Below are 16,706 nucleotides of genomic sequence, written 5' to 3' on the forward strand. Positions count from 1 at the left end.
TAATTTAATCAAAAATTTCTTTACATTTTATTTTATAAAACAGCTTCTGAAACCATAAACCCGTGTTGAACTAACCTATCTGAGCGATAAAGATAGTACGCAATCTCATACCACTGATCATGTTTTTGAATGTATTTAATTTTTCTTATCAAACAAAGCATATCGGAAAGAAATTATAATTACAGCAAAATAAATAATTGAATTTATCTACCTTATACCACTTTGCCACAAGCCCCGTCAGATAATAAAACAACTATTCAAACAGCAATAAAAAAGCTGCCTCAGACGAGACAGCCTTTATAAACCATATAAACAGCTTTACTGATTTAATGTTAGTAATAAATGATTCATGCGTTTTACAAATGCAGCCGGATTTTCCAGTTTGCCACCTTCTGCCAGCAGCGCCTGATCGTATACCAGCTCAGCCAGCTCATTGCGCTGAGTTTCATCCTGTTCCCCTGCAATTTTCTTAATCAGCGGATGTTCCGGATTAATTTCCAGCGTTGGCTTGGTGTGCGGAATCTGTCCGGCCGCGCCAGAAGCTTCCAGCATGCGCGCCAGATGCTGGCTCATATCATGCTCACCAACCACCAGACAGGCCGGGCTTTCAGTTAACCGCGCTGTTGCACGCACAGTATCTACTTTATCACCCAGAGCTGCTTTAACCTGCTCAACCAAGTCCTTATTGTCTTCTTCAGTTTTAGCCTGTGCCGCTTTTTCTTCCTCATCGGCCAGATTACCCAAATCAAGCGAACCCTTGGCCACACTCACCAAAGCTTTACCATCAAATTCCGGCAGACTGTTTACCACCCATTCATCCACACGGTCAGTCAGCAGCAATACCTCAACACCTTTTTTCAGGAAAATTTCCAGATGCGGGCTATTCTTGGCAGCAGCATAACTATCGGCAGTAATATAATAAATCTTCTCCTGCCCTTCTTTCATGCGACCAATATAATCAGCCAGCGTCACACTCTGCTCGCTGCTATCATTATGCGTAGAGGCAAAACGGCATAAGCCAGCAATTTTATCTTTATTATTATAATCCTCAGCAACACCCTCTTTCAGCGTATTGCCAAATACCTGCCAGAATTCAGTGTATTTCTCCGGCTGGTTTTTCTTCAGGTCTTCCAGTAAAGACAATACCTTTTTCACACTACCAGAACGAATAGCATCCAGATCACGGCTTTCCTGCAAAATTTCACGTGATACATTCAGCGGTAAATCACTGCTGTCAATTACACCGCGGATAAAACGCAGGTAGGAAGGCATCAGCTTTTTCGCATCGTCCATAATGAACACACGTTTTACATACAGCTGCACCCCGTGCTTGGGTTCACGTTCATACAAATCAAACGGTGCATGTTTAGGCACATACAGCAACCCCGTATATTCATGCCGGCCTTCCACACGAAAATGCGTCCATGCCAGAGCATCATCATAATCATGCGATACATGACGATAAAAAGTCTGATACTGCTCAGCAGTAATTTCATTTTTCGGCCGTTGCCATAAAGCCTGAGCCTGATTAACCACCTCCAGCTCATCTGAAGGTTTTACATTACCTTCCTCATCATATTCCGGCGCCTTTTTCATATAAATCGGCACAGAAATATGGTCACTGTAAGTAGTCACAATCCGGCGTAACGTCCAGTCAGACAACAAATCTTTTTCGTCTTCTTTCAGATGCAGAATCACATCCGTACCACGCGCAGCCTTGCTGATGGATTCAACAGTAAACTCACCATCACCGGCGCTCACCCAGCGCACCGCCTCATTTTCAGCCACACCAGCCTTACGGCTTTCAACAGTTACCCTGTCTGCTACAATAAATGCAGAATAAAAGCCTACCCCAAACTGACCAATCAGATTGGCATCTTTCTTATCATCACCCGTCAGCTTTTCCAGAAATGCTTTAGTACCAGATTTGGCAATCGTACCCAGATGTTCAATCACATCTGCTTCATTCATACCAATACCATTATCAGATACTGTAATCGTTTTAGCCTCCGCATCCGCAGTAACAGTAATTCTGAATTCCGTATCATCCCCAAGCAAAGAAGCATCATTCAATGACTCAAAGCGTAATTTGTCGCAAGCATCTGCCGCATTGGAAATCAGCTCACGCAAAAAAATCTCTTTATTACTGTATAAAGAATGAATCATCAACTGTAACAACTGTTTTACTTCAGTCTGGAAACTGTGTGTCTGTTTCATAATCTTTCTCAAAATACCTAAAAATAATTGTTGTAGATTCAAAATAAGGGCAGCACAATCCAGTTTCAAGCCAGCCTGTTGCCCAAATTACCAGCTTGCCCACTTACACCAGCAAGCAAATAAATACAACCAGATATCAGCATCTGCATTTCCGCCAAAACTAATTTGCTACAATAGCACATTTACACAAGTCTACTAAAATTGACTCAACATTATGAATACCACACATCACTGTCTGCCAGATACACGTGCCTATCCTACCGACCACGTTAAAAACGAGCTGTTACTGCATGCAGCCAGTCTGGTAACGCCTACATCAAAAGCCCAAACCACCCTCGCCCGCGAAAGCCTGCAAGCAGAAATCACCCGAATGCTGGCACAAAATAATTACACCAACCTTTCAGTAGCACTGGCCATGGCTGCCAATAGCGATATTTACAATATCCTGTGGAACACCATGGAAACAGTATTACAGGCACACAACCAGACAGAAGTACAGTGGCTGGCTTTACCTGTCATAGTAGTAGGTGGTGCCAAAGAAAATATCCGCCTGCCCGAAACCATTCCCGCAGCCGCCATCGCCGAAACCTTTAAAAACCAGCCCTGGACTGAAGCCTGGAATAACATTCACTGGGCAGACTATCTCATCAATGACACCACCTTAACCCATATCAAGGCCAGCCAGTGGTTTGCAGCCAAACAAAACCCGCAAGTGGCCGCCAACTTCCTCGGCCAGTTACCACATTCACTGCTACTGGTAGAAAGCGGGCAATCAGTACAGGTTTTCTACGCCCTGGGTTTTACCAGCACAGACATTCAGCCTGCCCTGAACTACAATCTGGCCGATACCGCCCTGCCCCTGATGCAAGTCTGGCAAACCCATCTGGCTACCGCCGGTGCCACTTTATTCATCAACCCGCTTTCTCCACAATCGCCCCTGAATGCCCTGCGTTCAGGTAATACCATGCGTTTGCGCATGGCCTGCGATGTATTCACCACCAACGCCATACGCGCCATACGCCTGCAAAGTCCGCGCGTAGGTGTCGTCATCGCGGCACAGGAAGGTGGAAAAATTCTGTTTGGCTTTAACGCTACCGACAGCGCATTCGAACTACAGCCACAAATTTTCCACTGGCCGCTCACTCAGGCTGATAATATCGACAGCATCGTACAAAATTTCATTGATTTACTGGCCGAATGCCAAGTTGAAAATATCCGCCTGCTGCACGAACCCATCAGCACACAGGCGCAACTTCCCAGTTATGCCCAGTCTATCAACATGATAGGGCACAATCCCCTTTTTCCACGGAGTCACTAACATGTCTGTCACCAAAGTCCTGTTTGTCTGTCTGGGTAACATCTGCCGCTCACCCATGGCTGAATATGTTCTGCGTGATCTGATAGCCCAAAAAGGCCTGAGTCAACAGATTGAAATTGCCAGCGCCGGTACTTCCGGCTGGCACAACGGCGAAGACATGCATCAAGGCAGTAAAGACATTCTGCATGCGCACAACATCAACACCAATGGCTTCCAAAGCAGCGAAGTAAAGCCGGAAGACATCGCCATCTACGACCATATCATCGCCATGGACGACAAAAATCTGCAAGATTTATCCCGGATTTTTGGCAGCAATCGCCCAGACAAAGTCTATAAAATTACCGATTTACTGCTAGACAGCGAATACGATTACGTACCCGACCCCTATTTCAGCGGCAATTTCAGCGAAACCTACACCATCGTCCACGCCGGCTGCATCGCCTGGCTAAACCACTGGCAAAACAACCGTACAAAATAGCTCAGATTACCCACCCAATTTATACAAGATAGCAACCTACTCAATAAAAAAGCAATATGGTAAAATTAATACCATATTTCAATTATTTGATGGCGTTCCAACCTGCCAAAGCCCCAAGCTTTGGCTTTGTTTTAACGCATAAAATCATCACAAAAACAAGGATTTCAAAATGGCAGGACACAGCAAGTGGGCCAATATCCAGCATCGTAAAGGACGTCAGGACGCCAAACGCGGCAAAATATTCACCCGCCTGATCAAAGAAATTACCATTGCCGCCAGACTCGGAGGCGGTGATCCAAACGCCAACCCGCGCCTGCGTCTGGCCATGGATAAAGCCACCGATGCCAACATGCCCAAAGACAATATTCAGCGTGCAATAGACAAAGGCACAGGCAATCTCGAAGGCGTTGAATATTTAGAACTGCGTTACGAAGGCTACGGCATCGGCGGCGCAGCAGTCATGGTAGACTGCCTCACCGATAACAAAACCCGTACCGTGGCCGACGTACGCCACGCATTCACCAAACATGGCGGTAATCTGGGCACCGATGGTTCCGTAGCATTCCAGTTTACCCATCAGGGCTATCTGCTTTTCAGCCCGGATGTAGACGAAGACAGCTTAATGGAAGCCGCACTGGAAGCAGGTGCCGAAGACGTCATCATTCAGGAAGACGGCTCCAAAGAAGTCATCACCGAGCCCTATCAGTACAGCAGCATCAAAGAAGCACTCGAAGCTGCCGGCTTTCATGCCGCAGATGGCGAAGTAACCATGCGCCCAGTCAACGAAACCGTACTGGCAGGAGCCGAAGCAGAAAAAATGCAGCGACTTCTGGATGCACTCGAAGACCTGGATGATGTCCAGAACGTGTACACCACCGCCGTACTGGAAACTGAATAAAACAAAACGGACTGCAATCCAGTCCGTTTTTTATTATTCACCGCCCCACAACCATTAGTACCTACAGATTCATGCAAGCCACAACCCAACTTTTCCAAACAGCTTCAGCCGGAGAATGTGCCGAAGTCCTCGATTTCTGGTTAAACGAATGCAGCCTTGATCAAGCACCGGATACACAGACAGTGCAGCAATGGCAGCAACTCTTCCAGCAGCGTGGCAGCAAATTTATCCGTCTGGCTTCCCTATGCCAGCAATGGCTGAACGAAACCAATCCCCAATGAAAATTGCCTACCTTAACAAATGGCTGTTACTGGCCACCTGCTGGTTTATCGCCAGCATCTACTTTCTGTTTTTCAAAGCCGGCGGCAATCCGGTACCCATTCCCCAGTTCGACAAAATCTGCCACTTCGGCCTGTTTTTCGGTCAGTTCTGGTTACTGGCCAAAGCCTACTTCAGTGCCAACATCACCATACCACAACGCCTGTTTATCATAACAGCAATCATCTGGGCAGCAGCCAGCGAAACCATTCAGGCACTATTCACCACCCGTGAAGGGGATATAATGGATGCCATTGCCGACCTCATCGGTGCAGCACTGGCACTGTGGCTGGCTCAACAAATACAAACTGCTCGCCGCAACAGCAACAGCAACAGCAACAGGGAGAAATATTAACAATGGATATCGACATTACCGTTTATCAGCAACGTCGTCAGCAAGTACTGGAACAAATCGGCGAAGATGGCATTGCCATTCTTTTTGCCGCACCAGAACAGCGCCGCAGCAATGATACAGAATACCCTTTTCGGCAGGACAGCTATTTTCATTACCTGACCGGCTTTCCCGAAACCGGCGCCGCACTGATACTAAATGGCCGAGAACACAGCGCCACCCTGCTGTGCCGTAATAAAGACCCCAAACAAGAAATCTGGAATGGCTTTCGCTATGGTCACACAGCAGCACGGGAAATATTTGCTTTTGATGCCACCGACGACATCAGCCAATGGCCGACTTACCTCAGAAATGCCCTGCCCGGACATCGGCGCCTTTTTGCCCTATGGGGTTTGTATCCTGAAAACGACCCGAAACTAATCGAATTATGGTACGAAGTTGCCCGCATCGCTAACTATCGCAGCGCCAATGGCAGCACCCTCGCACCAGACAGCATGGTCAATCTGGCCACCATACTCGACCCAATGCGTCTCATTAAAGACCAGCATGAGCAGGCATTAATGCGCACAGCCGCCGAAATCAGTGCACAAGCGCATATCCGCGCCATGCAGACCACCCGCCCGGGACAATATGAATATCAGATAGAAGCCGAAATCCTGCACGAATTCATGCAGCGCGGAGCACGCTACCCTGCCTACAACAGCATCGTCGCCAGTGGCAAAAATGCCTGCTGCCTGCATTACGTCAGCAATAACTGCCAGCTTCAGCACAACGAACTACTCATGATAGATGCCGGTGCCGAATACCAGATGTATGCAGGCGACATCAGCCGTACCTTCCCTATCAGCGGCCGCTTCAATAGCGCGCAAAAAGATATTTACGACATCGTACTGGCCACTAATCAGGCCAGTATTGCCGCTACCGTCAAACAAGCCAACTGGCAAACTATCAGCGCCACAGCCATCAGCATGCTTACTCAGGGGCTCATAGATTTGCGTATACTGCATGGCAGCCTTGAACAAAATATCGAAACTAAAGCCTACCGACGCTTTTACATGCATGGCCTCGGCCACTGGCTCGGTCTGGATGTCCATGATGTTGGCGGCCGCTTTGATGAAAACGAACAGCCTATCCTGTTACAGCCCGGCATGGTAACCACAGTCGAACCCGGCTTGTACATCAGCGCTGCCGATGACATACCAGCAGCATTTCATAACATCGGCATCCGCATAGAAGACAACGTACTCGTTACCGAAACAGGCAACGAAATCCTTACCGCCTCCGTGCCCAAAACCACCACAGAGATAGAAACATTAATGCAGCATTAAAACAGCAGCATTACCACAATCAGACAGCAAGAAAGCAGCCAGCGAATTACGCCGGCTGCTTTCTTGCAAGCTCAGTACTAATGATTCAACTGCCGCGCCGCCAGCTCCTGCTGTGCCGTGGCCACAACATCACTGCCAAAGAGAGCATTCACATTAGTTGATAGATAAAAAAGAAACAATTACACCATATATCATTTTGAAATTAAGATTTTCAATAATATAATATCATTAACAACAGTGATAGAAATAGTTATATTTTTATATATAACAAATATATATATCACGTACTGGCCATAGATGGATAAACATGATCAAGCAATAACCGTCATAAATGACAAAAGGGTAATCGATGATTCAGTGTGCTATGGATTAAAATAACGTTACGGCAGATGGTAAATCTATTAAATTAAATATGTTTCGGGATAGGAGTATTTGACGTCTTTTCGGGCGTAAATCCAACAACAAATATTGCAGAATGTGCATTTAAGAATAAGGCAGCCCTTCCTTCTGGAACTTATGGGATAGTCCCGCGTCCTGAGGGTAGCTTTGCTAATCGTGTACAGACTTTCATAAAAGATTATATAAATGGAACAGACCACAGTGAATGGTTTGGGTTGTATAGCAATTTAACGATGAGTGATCACCTTTTTGTTAATGGCGTTGAAAGAGGCGGATTTAGGCTACATCCATTACGCCCAAATGGTTCCGGTGAATCATGGGGTTGTATAACATTTCGCCAATATTCGCAGTTTCAAATGCTTAGAAGGGCACTTCTTTCTACAAAAAAAGTTAAAGTCAAAGATGGCGTTCAAGCATATGGACAAATTGTCATTAGAGGAAACACCAATTATGCAAATTGCAAAATCAAATAGTCGCTTTCATTCTATTGCATTATTCATAGTTATTTACACAATATGTCAGGCAATAGTATTTTTCGTCCATCCTGTTTGGCAACTCATAGAAAAATTATCATTCGTCATAGATGATTTACTAAATATAACTGGAATCGCATTGGCTGATGGTGAATTTAATCCATCTGGATTATGGGTTATTTTTGGTGTTCCCTTATTATGTACTCTTATTATTTTCTACCTCATCAAAAAACTAAGTTAATTTTGACAATCAGGTAAAGCCTCTTTTCAGGATAAGATAAATACAATTAATTCTTTTACAACCTATGCCAATAATATCAAGTATGGCTTTGGAAAAAAATGACGTAATTTATTTTCGCTACCTGCATACAGACCTTTATCAAAAATAATATAAAGCTATTATTTGAATTGATTGTCTGCAAAAAAGCAGCCAGCGAATCCCGCTGGCTGCTTTCTGTTGCAAACTCAGTACTAATGATTCAACTGCCGCGCCGCCAGCTCCTGCTGTGCCGTTGCCACAACATCACTGCCAAAGAGAGCATTCACATCAGCCTCATCAAACACATAGCGCGCATAACAGAAATCACAATTCACCTCAATACTGCCCTGCTCCACTACCGCTTCACCTACCTCCTGTCCACCCAGCAACAGCAGCATATCACCCACCTTGGCACGGGAACAGGTACAGGCAAATTCCACATCCTGCGGCGCAAACAGCCTTACCTCATGTTCATGAAACAGCCGGTACAACAAAGTCTCAGCATCCAGTTGCAACAACTCATCCCCAGTAAGCGTACCAGCCAGCGCAGACAATTCCGTCCAGCTATCTTCCTCGATGTCCTGTTCTGGCAATCTTTGCAGCAACAATCCACTGGCATGCTCATCATCTGCCGCCAGCGTAATATGAGTCGCCAGTTGTTCCGAGCGCGCCATATAATTCATCAGCATCTGCGCAATACTGTCACCGGCCAGTTCCACCACCCCCTGCCATGACTCACCCTGAGCCGGTTGCAAAGTCAGCACAAACATGCCGCCCTCACCCAGCAAATCCACCAGCTTCATATTCTCATCAATTACCGCAGACTCATCCCAGCGCGCAGTTGCCCGGCAGGTTGCTGCTGACGTAGCTTCCGCCACCAGCATTTTCAACACCCCCTTACCTTGCACCTGCACAATCAGATTACCATCAAACTTCAAATTACTGGCCAGCAACACCGCCGCTACCGTCAGCTCCCCCAAAGCCTGATGAATCGCCTTCGGATAAGCCTTATTCTGCGCCACATGCCGCCATACCTGCTGCAAATTCACATGCAGACCACGCACCGGACAATCATCAAACATAAAACGCGTCAACTGATCTGCCTTAGCCATCTTACTTTCTGTCATCATTACCATCCCAGCAAAATAATCAGCCAATATGGCCGCACCGGCCAAAAAAATCAAGTCAGATTATCACCAGACCAAAACCTGAAAACCCCAATCAATTCAGCATACGAAATATAAGAGCTGTATAAATAGAAAGCGATACACTGGCATATCAAAATACAGCAACTGCTCACACACTTGATAAAAAATAAATATTAATAAAATATAACTTTAAAGATATAGCTTTCACTAGTACCATATCATTAATAATAATGATAGAAACAGTTATATTCTTTAAAACTGGTTACACTTAAAAATGGCATTGAAACATACAGATATGTTGTATGTTAAAGAAAGCACAAACCATGCAAATTGCAAAATCAAATAGCCGCCTACATTCCATTGCATTATTCATAGTTATTTACACAATATGTCAGGCAATAGTATTTTTCGTTCATCCCGTTTGGCAACTCATGAAAAAATTATCATTCTTCATAGATGATTTATTAAATACAGCTAAAATTGCCTTGGCTGATGGAGAATTTGACCCGGCTGGATTATGGGTTATTTTTGGCGTTCCACTATGTAAGTGCCTTTATTATTTCCTACCTCATCAAAAAAACTGAGTTAATTCTCACTGTCATGGAATGGCTACACCAAGTCATATAATTTACTCTAACGGGTAAACTAAACTTAGCTTTATAAAAAGAAGATAAATCAAAAAACGTGCAAAACAAACATCCAGAGCAGATTTCAACGGATAAACAGCTAAACCTTATCAGCAAGCGAAATCACGCACTGAATAGGTGCCAGAACATGATTTGACATTATCTGCTTTAGACCACTGGATAAATCAATCAAACAAAAACGGACTTTTTAAGGCAAAAGATAGGCGCAGGCCGAAAGAACATGAACTGATTGGCTTACGAGAAGAGTTTAAGCAACGACAGATGGAAAACAATATACTAAAGTAGAAAACAAACCAGCACCGTTATGGTGTAACGGCGTTATTTCGCCACTTGTTGATATCAAGATATATGCCTATTAGCAGTGCAAAGCAACAGTGTATCGAGTTGTTTATTTTTAGGCTTGTCTCCTTTGAATCGCTGCTTTGTTACTTTATGCCAAATACCATCATCCTGTTCTTTTAAAGCATTATTGAGTTACATCTCGGGTATGTTCATCAAGTAATAATTGCAAAGTCCCATCCTTATTTTTTTTAATACGCATATATCTAAGCCATTGCTTATTTTCATTATTGCCTTTTTCTGTTGAGGTAAAACCGATCGTATAGGTAATATTATTTTGGAAATGATAGTCAAAGCGTAAGCACTCTTGGGTCTTTACATAATACGGTTTTGAAGAATACTGATAATCTTTCAACCAAAGTTGCCCAACTCCTGTTTGAAATACATCTGTAGATATAATATTAAATTGTTTATTTCTCTTAAAAAAATCTTCATTCGAGGGTATACTGATGCATAGTTGACCATCATCTTTCAGAACAATGTCTGGAAGACCTGAAGCAATACAACTTACAAGCAATGGTAAGATTAAAAACATCAGTGACCAATAAATATATCTTTGTTTCATCCGAATAACGCCTTTTTATCTTGTGGATTTTTTAAAAATAAATGCAGGATATTTTCATACATCTTTAGCCATAGATTTTATACAAGTTGTTTACTTTTAGGCGTGTTTCCTTTGTATTTCTGCTTTGTTACTGTATGCCGAATACCATCACCCTATTCTTTTAAAGCATTATTAAGTTGCATCTCTGGCATTCTCATCAAGTAATAATTGCAAAGTCCCGTCCTTATTTTTTTTAATACGCATAAATCTGACCCATGGTTTATTTTTTCCTTTTTCTGTTGACGTAAAGCTGATTGAATAGGGAATATTATTTTGAAAATGGTAATCAAAATTTATGCATTCTTGGGTTTTAACATAATACGGTTTTAAAGGGTCATGATAATATTTCAATGATAACAGTCCAACACCGATTTGACCTATCTCTGTTGCCATGACATTAAACTGTTTATTGCTCTTAAAAAAATCTTCATTTGCTGGTATGCTTATACACGGCTGACCATCGTCTTTCAGAACAATATCTGGAAGACCCGAAGAAATACAACTTACAAGCAATGGTAAGATTAAAAACATCAGTAACCAATAAATATATCTTCGTTTCATCCGAATAACGCCTTTTTATTTTTTGGATTCTTTAAAAATAAACTCAGGGGATTTGCATACATTTTAGCCACAAATCTTGTACAAGTTGTTTGTTTTTGGGTTTACTTCCTTTGTATTTCTGCTTTATTACTTTATGCTAAATATCATCACCCTATTCTTTTAAAGCATTATTAAATTACATCTCGGGCATGCTCATCAAGTAATAATTGCAAAGTCCCATCCTTATTTTTTTTAATACGCATATATCTAACCCATGGTTTATTTTCAGCATCTCCTATTTCTGTTGATGCAAAACCGATCGAATAGGTAATATTATTTTGAAAATGGTAGTCAAAATAAATGCATTCTTGGGTTTTAACATAATACGGTTTTGAGAGATCATGATAATATTTCAATGATAACTGTCCAACACCAGTTTGAACTATCTCTGTTTCTACGATATTAAATTTTTTATTTTTCTTAAAAAAATCTTCATTCGATGGTATGCTTATACATGGTTGGCCACTGTCTTTGAGAACAATATCTGGCGTATAAAGCATATTACGATGCACAAAACATCCTGTTATTATGCTTAAAAGCAAAGTTATCAGCAGCCAGTGAATATGTTTCATCCGAATAACGCCTTTTTATCTTGTGGATTCTTTAAAAATAAATGCAGGGTATTTTCATACATCTTTAGCCAGAGGTCTTGTACAAGTTATTTATTTTTAGGCTTGTTTCCTTTGTATTTCTGCTTTGTTACTGTATGCCAAATATCATCACCCCCATTTTTTTTAAAGCATTATTGAGTTACATCTCTGGCATACTCATCAAGTAATAATTGCAAAGTCCCATCCTTATTTTTTTTTATACGCATATCTCTAAGCCATGGTTTATTTATATTATCTCCTTTTTCTGTGGACATAAAATGTATCGTATAGGTAATGTTATATTGGAAATGATAGTTGAAACGTAAGCACTCTTTAGTCTTTACATAATATGGTTTTGAAAGATCCAGATAGTCTTTGGACCAAAGTTCCCCAACCCCTGTTTGAAATACACCAGTATCTATAATATTAAATTTTTTATTTCTCTTAAAAAAATCTTCATTCGATGGTATGCTTATACATGGTTGGCCACTGTCTTGGAGAACAATATCCGGCGTATAAAGCATATTACAATGCACAAAACAACCTGTTATTATGCCTAAAAGCAAAGTTATCAGCAGCCAGTGAATATGTTTCATCCGAATAACGCCTTTTTATCTTGTGGATTCTTTAAAAATAAATGCAGAGTATTTTCATACATTTTTAGCCAGAGGTCTTGTACAAGTTATTTGTTTTTAGGCTTGTTTCCTTTGTATTTTTGCTTTGTTACTGTATGCCAAATATCATCACCCTGTTCTTTTGAAGCATTATTGAGTTACATCTCTGGCATGCTCATCAAGTAGTAATTGCAAAGTCCCATCCTTATTTTTTTTAATACGCATATGTCTAGACCATGACTTATTTTCATCAGTTCCTTTTTCTGTTGAGGTAAAACCGACCGAATAGGTAATATTATTTTGAAAATGATAGTCAAAGCGTAAGCACTCTTGTGTCTTTACATAATACGGTTTTGAAGAATACTGATAATCTTTCGACCAGAGTTCCCCAATCCCTGTTTGAAATACATCTGTGAATATAATCTTAAATTGTTTATTTCTTCTAAAGAAATCTTCATCCGATGGTATACTGATGCATGGCTGACCATCGTCTTTCAGAACAATATCTGGAACATTGTAAGAAATACAACTTACAAGCAATGGTAAGATTAAAAACATCAGTAACCAATAAATATACCTTTGTTTCATCCGAATAACGCCTTTTTATCTTTTGGATTTTTTAAAAATAAACGCAAGGTATTTTCATACATTTTTAGCCACAAATCTTGTACAAGTTGTTTGTTTCTGGGTTTATTTCCTTTGTATTTCTGCTTTGTTTTTCTTAACCAATGGTCATAGCCAAAATCTCTTAGAATATAATAATCAGCAATAATAGATGCCTGTTGTTCCATACCATAATCGGATAATACTTTGTCGTCTGTTAATGCATAGTGGTAATCTACTAATAAGCTACACGCTCCCCGCAGAGCTACCCACATTCCCATCTGATATTGCCAGACGTGTACCATTTCATGCATAAAAAAATGCTTGTCGTCGATCTTTTCAAGGGAATAATCTTCTAAATACTCTTTTGTTGGCCAGTATATTTCACCCATTGGAGTTACTGCATACTCGCCTTGAAGAGGCAGGATAGGACCTTTGCGAACCCGTACGTCTGTAAGCGTAATCGCTGCTTTAAATACCGAGGTCACCATGGCCATTTCACCTAGTGTTAATAGTCGTGGCTTTGCCTTCAGATGATTTCCTATCATTTCACTTGATAAATATCTAACAAGCAATCCAGTCATTAATTTTCTCCTTATACGGTATTCAAAATCATCCAGAACCAGCCTGCTGCTGGTGATTGCCATATTAGCCACGGCCAATTGAACTATGGCAGGTAATGTATGCTGCACACTGAGCAATTAATTCGCGGCAGGTGATCTGGTTATTTACCTGTGCTCTGGCAAACCAGCCCCTCCATTTCAGGCTGTGGATTCCCCAGATATAAATTATTTTAGTGCTCAATTGTTAGTATCATATATCTGGCGCATAAATCAAGTAGAAAATTCGCTATGTGTTTCACTGCTTTATATTAATTGGCGTAATATATTATTAACCACTCTGCCAAACTATACAGGCATGCTAATCCCCTTTTGATTTTATATGTTTGTTATCCATACCTGAACGATAGCCCAGCCAATAACAGGGCCAATGGGTTCCGGTTCCGATATTATTGACTATTAAAGCGACAAGAACTAACAGAACTGAACCTATCAGTACGGGTGTCAACAAGAATGAATAGTCAGTGATTCCTGACATCATGATAAGAATGGGATTTGCACCCGCAGGGGCATGGACTACACGTAAAAATTGCATTAAAGCAATGGATATGCCAACCGCTAATGCTATGGATAGTATTCCATTACCAAATAAATTGATGAACAAAATCCCTACTAAAGCCGAGATAAAATGCCCCCCGATAACACTTCTTGGCTGGGCTAATGGTGCTTTAGGTACGGCAAATAATAATACACATGTTGCACCAAATGGAGCCATGATTGCTAAAGTACCGCTCCAGTAAGTTATCAGGAGTAACACGAAAATTCCAAAAGTGCCACCAGTAAAACCTCTCAATATCGCTACTGCATTAGGTCGGGGCTGCATGGCCTCTCCCCCTTTAATTTTTACTAACATGAGTTCCTCCTGTAATGAATAAGTAAACATTATTGTTCAAATAAATACAATAAGTAAACGATTACGTTTACTTATTGTATTTTTAAAACCACAAATGGTCAAATAATATTTATAATTAACCAAATTGGTGTTATTGTGATAAAATTAAAAAATATGCTAAAAACGTCAAAATAATGAAATCTGAAATTATTGATAAGATACTTGCTGCTGCTGAATCACTGTTTAATGAATTTGGTTACTGCACTGTTAGTCTGGAGCTCGTTGCAGAACGTGCAGGAGTATCGAAACGAACGTTATATAAATATTTCGGTGACAAAAATGGGCTGGTGAGTAAAGTATTACTTAGGAGGAATGCTTTTTTTAAAAAGTCACTTACAGATGTGATTGCGGTATTTTCGGAGAAAAAAGATAAAATTAATGCGCTTATTTCATGGCATATCAGGTGGTTTAATGATGACGACTATCGCGGTTGCATGTTTGTGCGTGCTCAGGCTGAATATGGCAATAGGAGTGAAGAAATATGCTCTATTGTTAGAGAACACAAACAATGGATGCAGGCTTCAATTGCTCAATGGCTGGGCGGAACCGCAGCATGTGAGCAGGCGGCTTGCCTGATTATGTTAATACTTGAAGGTATGATTGCCTACGCATCGGTTTTTGGTGTTGAGGGGCATGATTTTGAACGAGAAAAGATATATATATATGATATAGTTGACGCTATTGGTAACGCTAATGCATAAAATCATTAATAGCCGTTTATCTATCTAATCGTCAATTTTATGCAGATGTGATTTTAAATCAGGAATTGATGCGTACTGCACATTCTGTAATCAACTGATAGCGTGCTTTATTAATTTTATATTGGCTTGCCTATTTTCAGCTGTTGGCTATATTGTTTAATAGGTGTGCTTGCCAATATAAGATTCTGAGCAGGTAAATTCTGATTTACCCTGAACAACTCTTTTAAAATCAGTGTATTGATATTTAATTACTTATATTTTATTTAAGCATTCAGGGTAGTAATATTTTTATTATTCAACCAGTAACGCTGGAAACAGCCGCTCAATCCACTGGCGCAGCAAAATCAGTTTGCCATGGAAAAAATGGCCGGAGCCCGGCACAACCAGTACAGGTAAATCCTGCGCCTCTGCCCAGTTCATGCTGTTTTGCAGTGGTACTACTTCGTCTTTTTCACCATGAATCAGCAAGGTGGTGGCTGGATTGTAGGCATTGGGTGCATCAACAGGATACATGCCAATCGCAGGCCCCATCAGCAGTAAGGCATCCGGACGGGCAGTTAAGGCGCTGAATAAGGCAACATAGCCGCCAAAGGAAAAGCCGGACAACACCAGTTTGTTCACTTCTGGATGCTGGGAACGGGCAAAATCAACTACAGCAAGGCAGTCTGCTACTTCACCGCGGCCATAATCATGCTCGCCATCGCTGTTGCCCACACCGCGCAGATTGGGCAGATAGCAGTAAAAGCCCAGTCCGGTAAGTGCTTTGGCAGCAGTCTGTACGACTTTGTTGGTATTCAGCCCGCCCTGTAATGGGTTAGGATGATTAATCACGGCTACACCACGGGCGGTGCCCTGTGCCGGCAGATAGATGGTTTCCAGCCGTCCTGCCGGCCCGTTAATCCAGATGTTGGGTTGTTGCTTTAGCATCGGGTTTACTCGCTACTTTCGGGTTTATCCATTAATAAACGGGTAACGACACGGTCGTTAGCCAGTTCTTCATCGAGAATTTCCTGTAAATCACTTTCGTCTACATAGGTATACCAGCGCCCCTGCGGATACAGTACCATAACTGGCCCTTCATCACAGCGTCCGAGGCAGCCGGCACTGCTGATGCGCAGTTTACCCACGCCCATCAGCCCCATTGCTTTAGCATGGCCTTTAAGGTAATCAACTGCATCGGCACCGACGTTATCGTCACCGCAGCTCTGGCGGCACGGGTTATCACGGCGATTGGTGCAGACAAACAGATGTTTGGCATAATAACTCACGGGTTTTCCTTTATTCTTTCTGCCTGTTTACGCTGGCAGT

General features: G+C 42.0%; 21 protein-coding genes. 10 read left to right on the forward strand and 11 right to left on the reverse strand.

The features are described from left to right. Positions 1 to 318: 318 nt before the first annotated feature. Positions 319 to 2,217: a molecular chaperone HtpG gene (gene htpG / locus BGI33_RS00005; protein WP_100089460.1), complete on the reverse strand. Its 1,899-nt coding sequence runs from the start codon at positions 2,215 to 2,217 to the stop codon at positions 319 to 321. A 214-nt stretch (positions 2,218 to 2,431) separates the two neighbouring features. On the opposite strand from htpG, the gene BGI33_RS00010 reads away from it, so the two are divergent. From BGI33_RS00010 to BGI33_RS00045, 8 genes are all read left to right on the forward strand, one after another. After that, a complete protein-coding gene (locus tag BGI33_RS00010; protein ID WP_100089341.1) occupies positions 2,432 to 3,535 on the forward strand; it encodes a conjugal transfer protein in 1,104 nt (367 codons plus the stop codon). Position 3,536: 1 nt separating this feature from the next. Then, positions 3,537 to 4,013, forward strand: a complete 477-nt coding sequence (locus tag BGI33_RS00015; protein ID WP_100089342.1) for a low molecular weight protein-tyrosine-phosphatase — start codon at positions 3,537 to 3,539, stop codon at positions 4,011 to 4,013. Positions 4,014 to 4,182: 169 nt separating this feature from the next. Further along, positions 4,183 to 4,911 carry a YebC/PmpR family DNA-binding transcriptional regulator gene (locus BGI33_RS00020; protein ID WP_100089343.1) on the forward strand — a complete coding sequence of 243 codons (729 nt, stop codon included), beginning with the start codon at positions 4,183 to 4,185 and terminating at the stop codon, positions 4,909 to 4,911. A gap of 71 nt (positions 4,912 to 4,982) precedes the next feature. Next, positions 4,983 to 5,192 carry a dioxygenase gene (locus BGI33_RS00025; protein WP_100089344.1) on the forward strand — a complete coding sequence of 70 codons (210 nt, stop codon included), beginning with the start codon at positions 4,983 to 4,985 and terminating at the stop codon, positions 5,190 to 5,192. Continuing rightward, complete coding sequence (locus BGI33_RS00030) at positions 5,189 to 5,584, forward strand: VanZ family protein (protein ID WP_100089345.1); 396 nt, start codon at positions 5,189 to 5,191, stop codon at positions 5,582 to 5,584. Before BGI33_RS00025 ends, BGI33_RS00030 begins: the two co-directional genes overlap by 4 nt. A gap of 2 nt (positions 5,585 to 5,586) precedes the next feature. Further along, on the forward strand, positions 5,587 to 6,909 hold the full coding sequence (locus BGI33_RS00035; protein WP_100089346.1) for an aminopeptidase P N-terminal domain-containing protein: 1,323 nt from the start codon (positions 5,587 to 5,589) through the stop codon (positions 6,907 to 6,909). A 422-nt stretch (positions 6,910 to 7,331) separates the two neighbouring features. Beyond that, on the forward strand, positions 7,332 to 7,781 hold the full coding sequence (locus tag BGI33_RS14030; RefSeq protein WP_373885068.1) for a DUF2778 domain-containing protein: 450 nt from the start codon (positions 7,332 to 7,334) through the stop codon (positions 7,779 to 7,781). Next, entirely contained in the window at positions 7,726 to 8,022 is a 297-nt protein-coding gene (locus tag BGI33_RS00045; RefSeq protein WP_180297074.1) for a hypothetical protein, read from the forward strand. Before BGI33_RS14030 ends, BGI33_RS00045 begins: the two co-directional genes overlap by 56 nt. 230 nt (positions 8,023 to 8,252) lie before the next feature. Here BGI33_RS00045 and hslO read toward each other — a convergent pair whose 3' ends face one another. Further along, positions 8,253 to 9,167 (reverse strand): Hsp33 family molecular chaperone HslO, encoded by a 915-nt coding sequence (gene hslO, locus BGI33_RS00050; RefSeq protein WP_100089461.1) that lies wholly within the window; start codon positions 9,165 to 9,167, stop codon positions 8,253 to 8,255. A gap of 323 nt (positions 9,168 to 9,490) precedes the next feature. On the opposite strand from hslO, the gene BGI33_RS00055 reads away from it, so the two are divergent. Then, on the forward strand, positions 9,491 to 9,772 hold the full coding sequence (locus BGI33_RS00055) for a hypothetical protein (RefSeq protein ID WP_100089348.1): 282 nt from the start codon (positions 9,491 to 9,493) through the stop codon (positions 9,770 to 9,772). A gap of 529 nt (positions 9,773 to 10,301) precedes the next feature. On the opposite strand, the gene BGI33_RS00060 is transcribed toward BGI33_RS00055, so the two are convergent. From BGI33_RS00060 to BGI33_RS00090, 7 genes are all read right to left on the reverse strand, one after another. Next, the gene (locus tag BGI33_RS00060; protein ID WP_100089349.1) at positions 10,302 to 10,739 is read right to left on the reverse strand and encodes a putative T6SS immunity periplasmic lipoprotein; all 438 of its coding nucleotides are present in this window, start codon (positions 10,737 to 10,739) and stop codon (positions 10,302 to 10,304) included. Positions 10,740 to 10,910: 171 nt separating this feature from the next. Continuing rightward, a complete protein-coding gene (locus tag BGI33_RS00065) occupies positions 10,911 to 11,339 on the reverse strand; it encodes a putative T6SS immunity periplasmic lipoprotein (protein WP_100089350.1) in 429 nt (142 codons plus the stop codon). A gap of 170 nt (positions 11,340 to 11,509) precedes the next feature. Further along, positions 11,510 to 11,950 carry a putative T6SS immunity periplasmic lipoprotein gene (locus BGI33_RS00070; RefSeq protein WP_100089351.1) on the reverse strand — a complete coding sequence of 147 codons (441 nt, stop codon included), beginning with the start codon at positions 11,948 to 11,950 and terminating at the stop codon, positions 11,510 to 11,512. Between the two features lie 170 nt (positions 11,951 to 12,120). Then, positions 12,121 to 12,564 (reverse strand): putative T6SS immunity periplasmic lipoprotein, encoded by a 444-nt coding sequence (locus tag BGI33_RS00075; RefSeq protein ID WP_100089352.1) that lies wholly within the window; start codon positions 12,562 to 12,564, stop codon positions 12,121 to 12,123. 168 nt (positions 12,565 to 12,732) lie between these two features. Further along, a complete protein-coding gene (locus BGI33_RS00080) occupies positions 12,733 to 13,170 on the reverse strand; it encodes a putative T6SS immunity periplasmic lipoprotein (RefSeq protein WP_100089353.1) in 438 nt (145 codons plus the stop codon). Continuing rightward, positions 13,167 to 13,832 carry a hypothetical protein gene (locus BGI33_RS00085; RefSeq protein WP_143557247.1) on the reverse strand — a complete coding sequence of 222 codons (666 nt, stop codon included), beginning with the start codon at positions 13,830 to 13,832 and terminating at the stop codon, positions 13,167 to 13,169. Before BGI33_RS00085 ends, BGI33_RS00080 begins: the two co-directional genes overlap by 4 nt. A 274-nt stretch (positions 13,833 to 14,106) precedes the next feature. Beyond that, positions 14,107 to 14,658 carry an HPP family protein gene (locus BGI33_RS00090; RefSeq protein WP_100089355.1) on the reverse strand — a complete coding sequence of 184 codons (552 nt, stop codon included), beginning with the start codon at positions 14,656 to 14,658 and terminating at the stop codon, positions 14,107 to 14,109. Between the two features lie 173 nt (positions 14,659 to 14,831). On the opposite strand from BGI33_RS00090, the gene BGI33_RS00095 reads away from it, so the two are divergent. Then, the gene (locus BGI33_RS00095; protein WP_100089356.1) at positions 14,832 to 15,398 is read left to right on the forward strand and encodes a TetR/AcrR family transcriptional regulator; all 567 of its coding nucleotides are present in this window, start codon (positions 14,832 to 14,834) and stop codon (positions 15,396 to 15,398) included. 291 nt (positions 15,399 to 15,689) lie between these two features. Here the strand turns inward: BGI33_RS00095 and BGI33_RS00100 are convergent, their stop codons facing one another. Both BGI33_RS00100 and BGI33_RS00105 read right to left on the reverse strand, forming a co-directional pair. After that, the gene (locus tag BGI33_RS00100; protein WP_100089357.1) at positions 15,690 to 16,325 is read right to left on the reverse strand and encodes an alpha/beta hydrolase; all 636 of its coding nucleotides are present in this window, start codon (positions 16,323 to 16,325) and stop codon (positions 15,690 to 15,692) included. 5 nt (positions 16,326 to 16,330) lie between these two features. Further along, positions 16,331 to 16,666, reverse strand: a complete 336-nt coding sequence (locus BGI33_RS00105; protein WP_100089358.1) for a (2Fe-2S) ferredoxin domain-containing protein — start codon at positions 16,664 to 16,666, stop codon at positions 16,331 to 16,333. Positions 16,667 to 16,706: the final 40 nt, after the last annotated feature.

The sequence above is a fragment of the Snodgrassella alvi genome (assembly GCF_002777425.1).
GTDB classification, from domain to species: domain Bacteria; phylum Pseudomonadota; class Gammaproteobacteria; order Burkholderiales; family Neisseriaceae; genus Snodgrassella; species Snodgrassella alvi_B.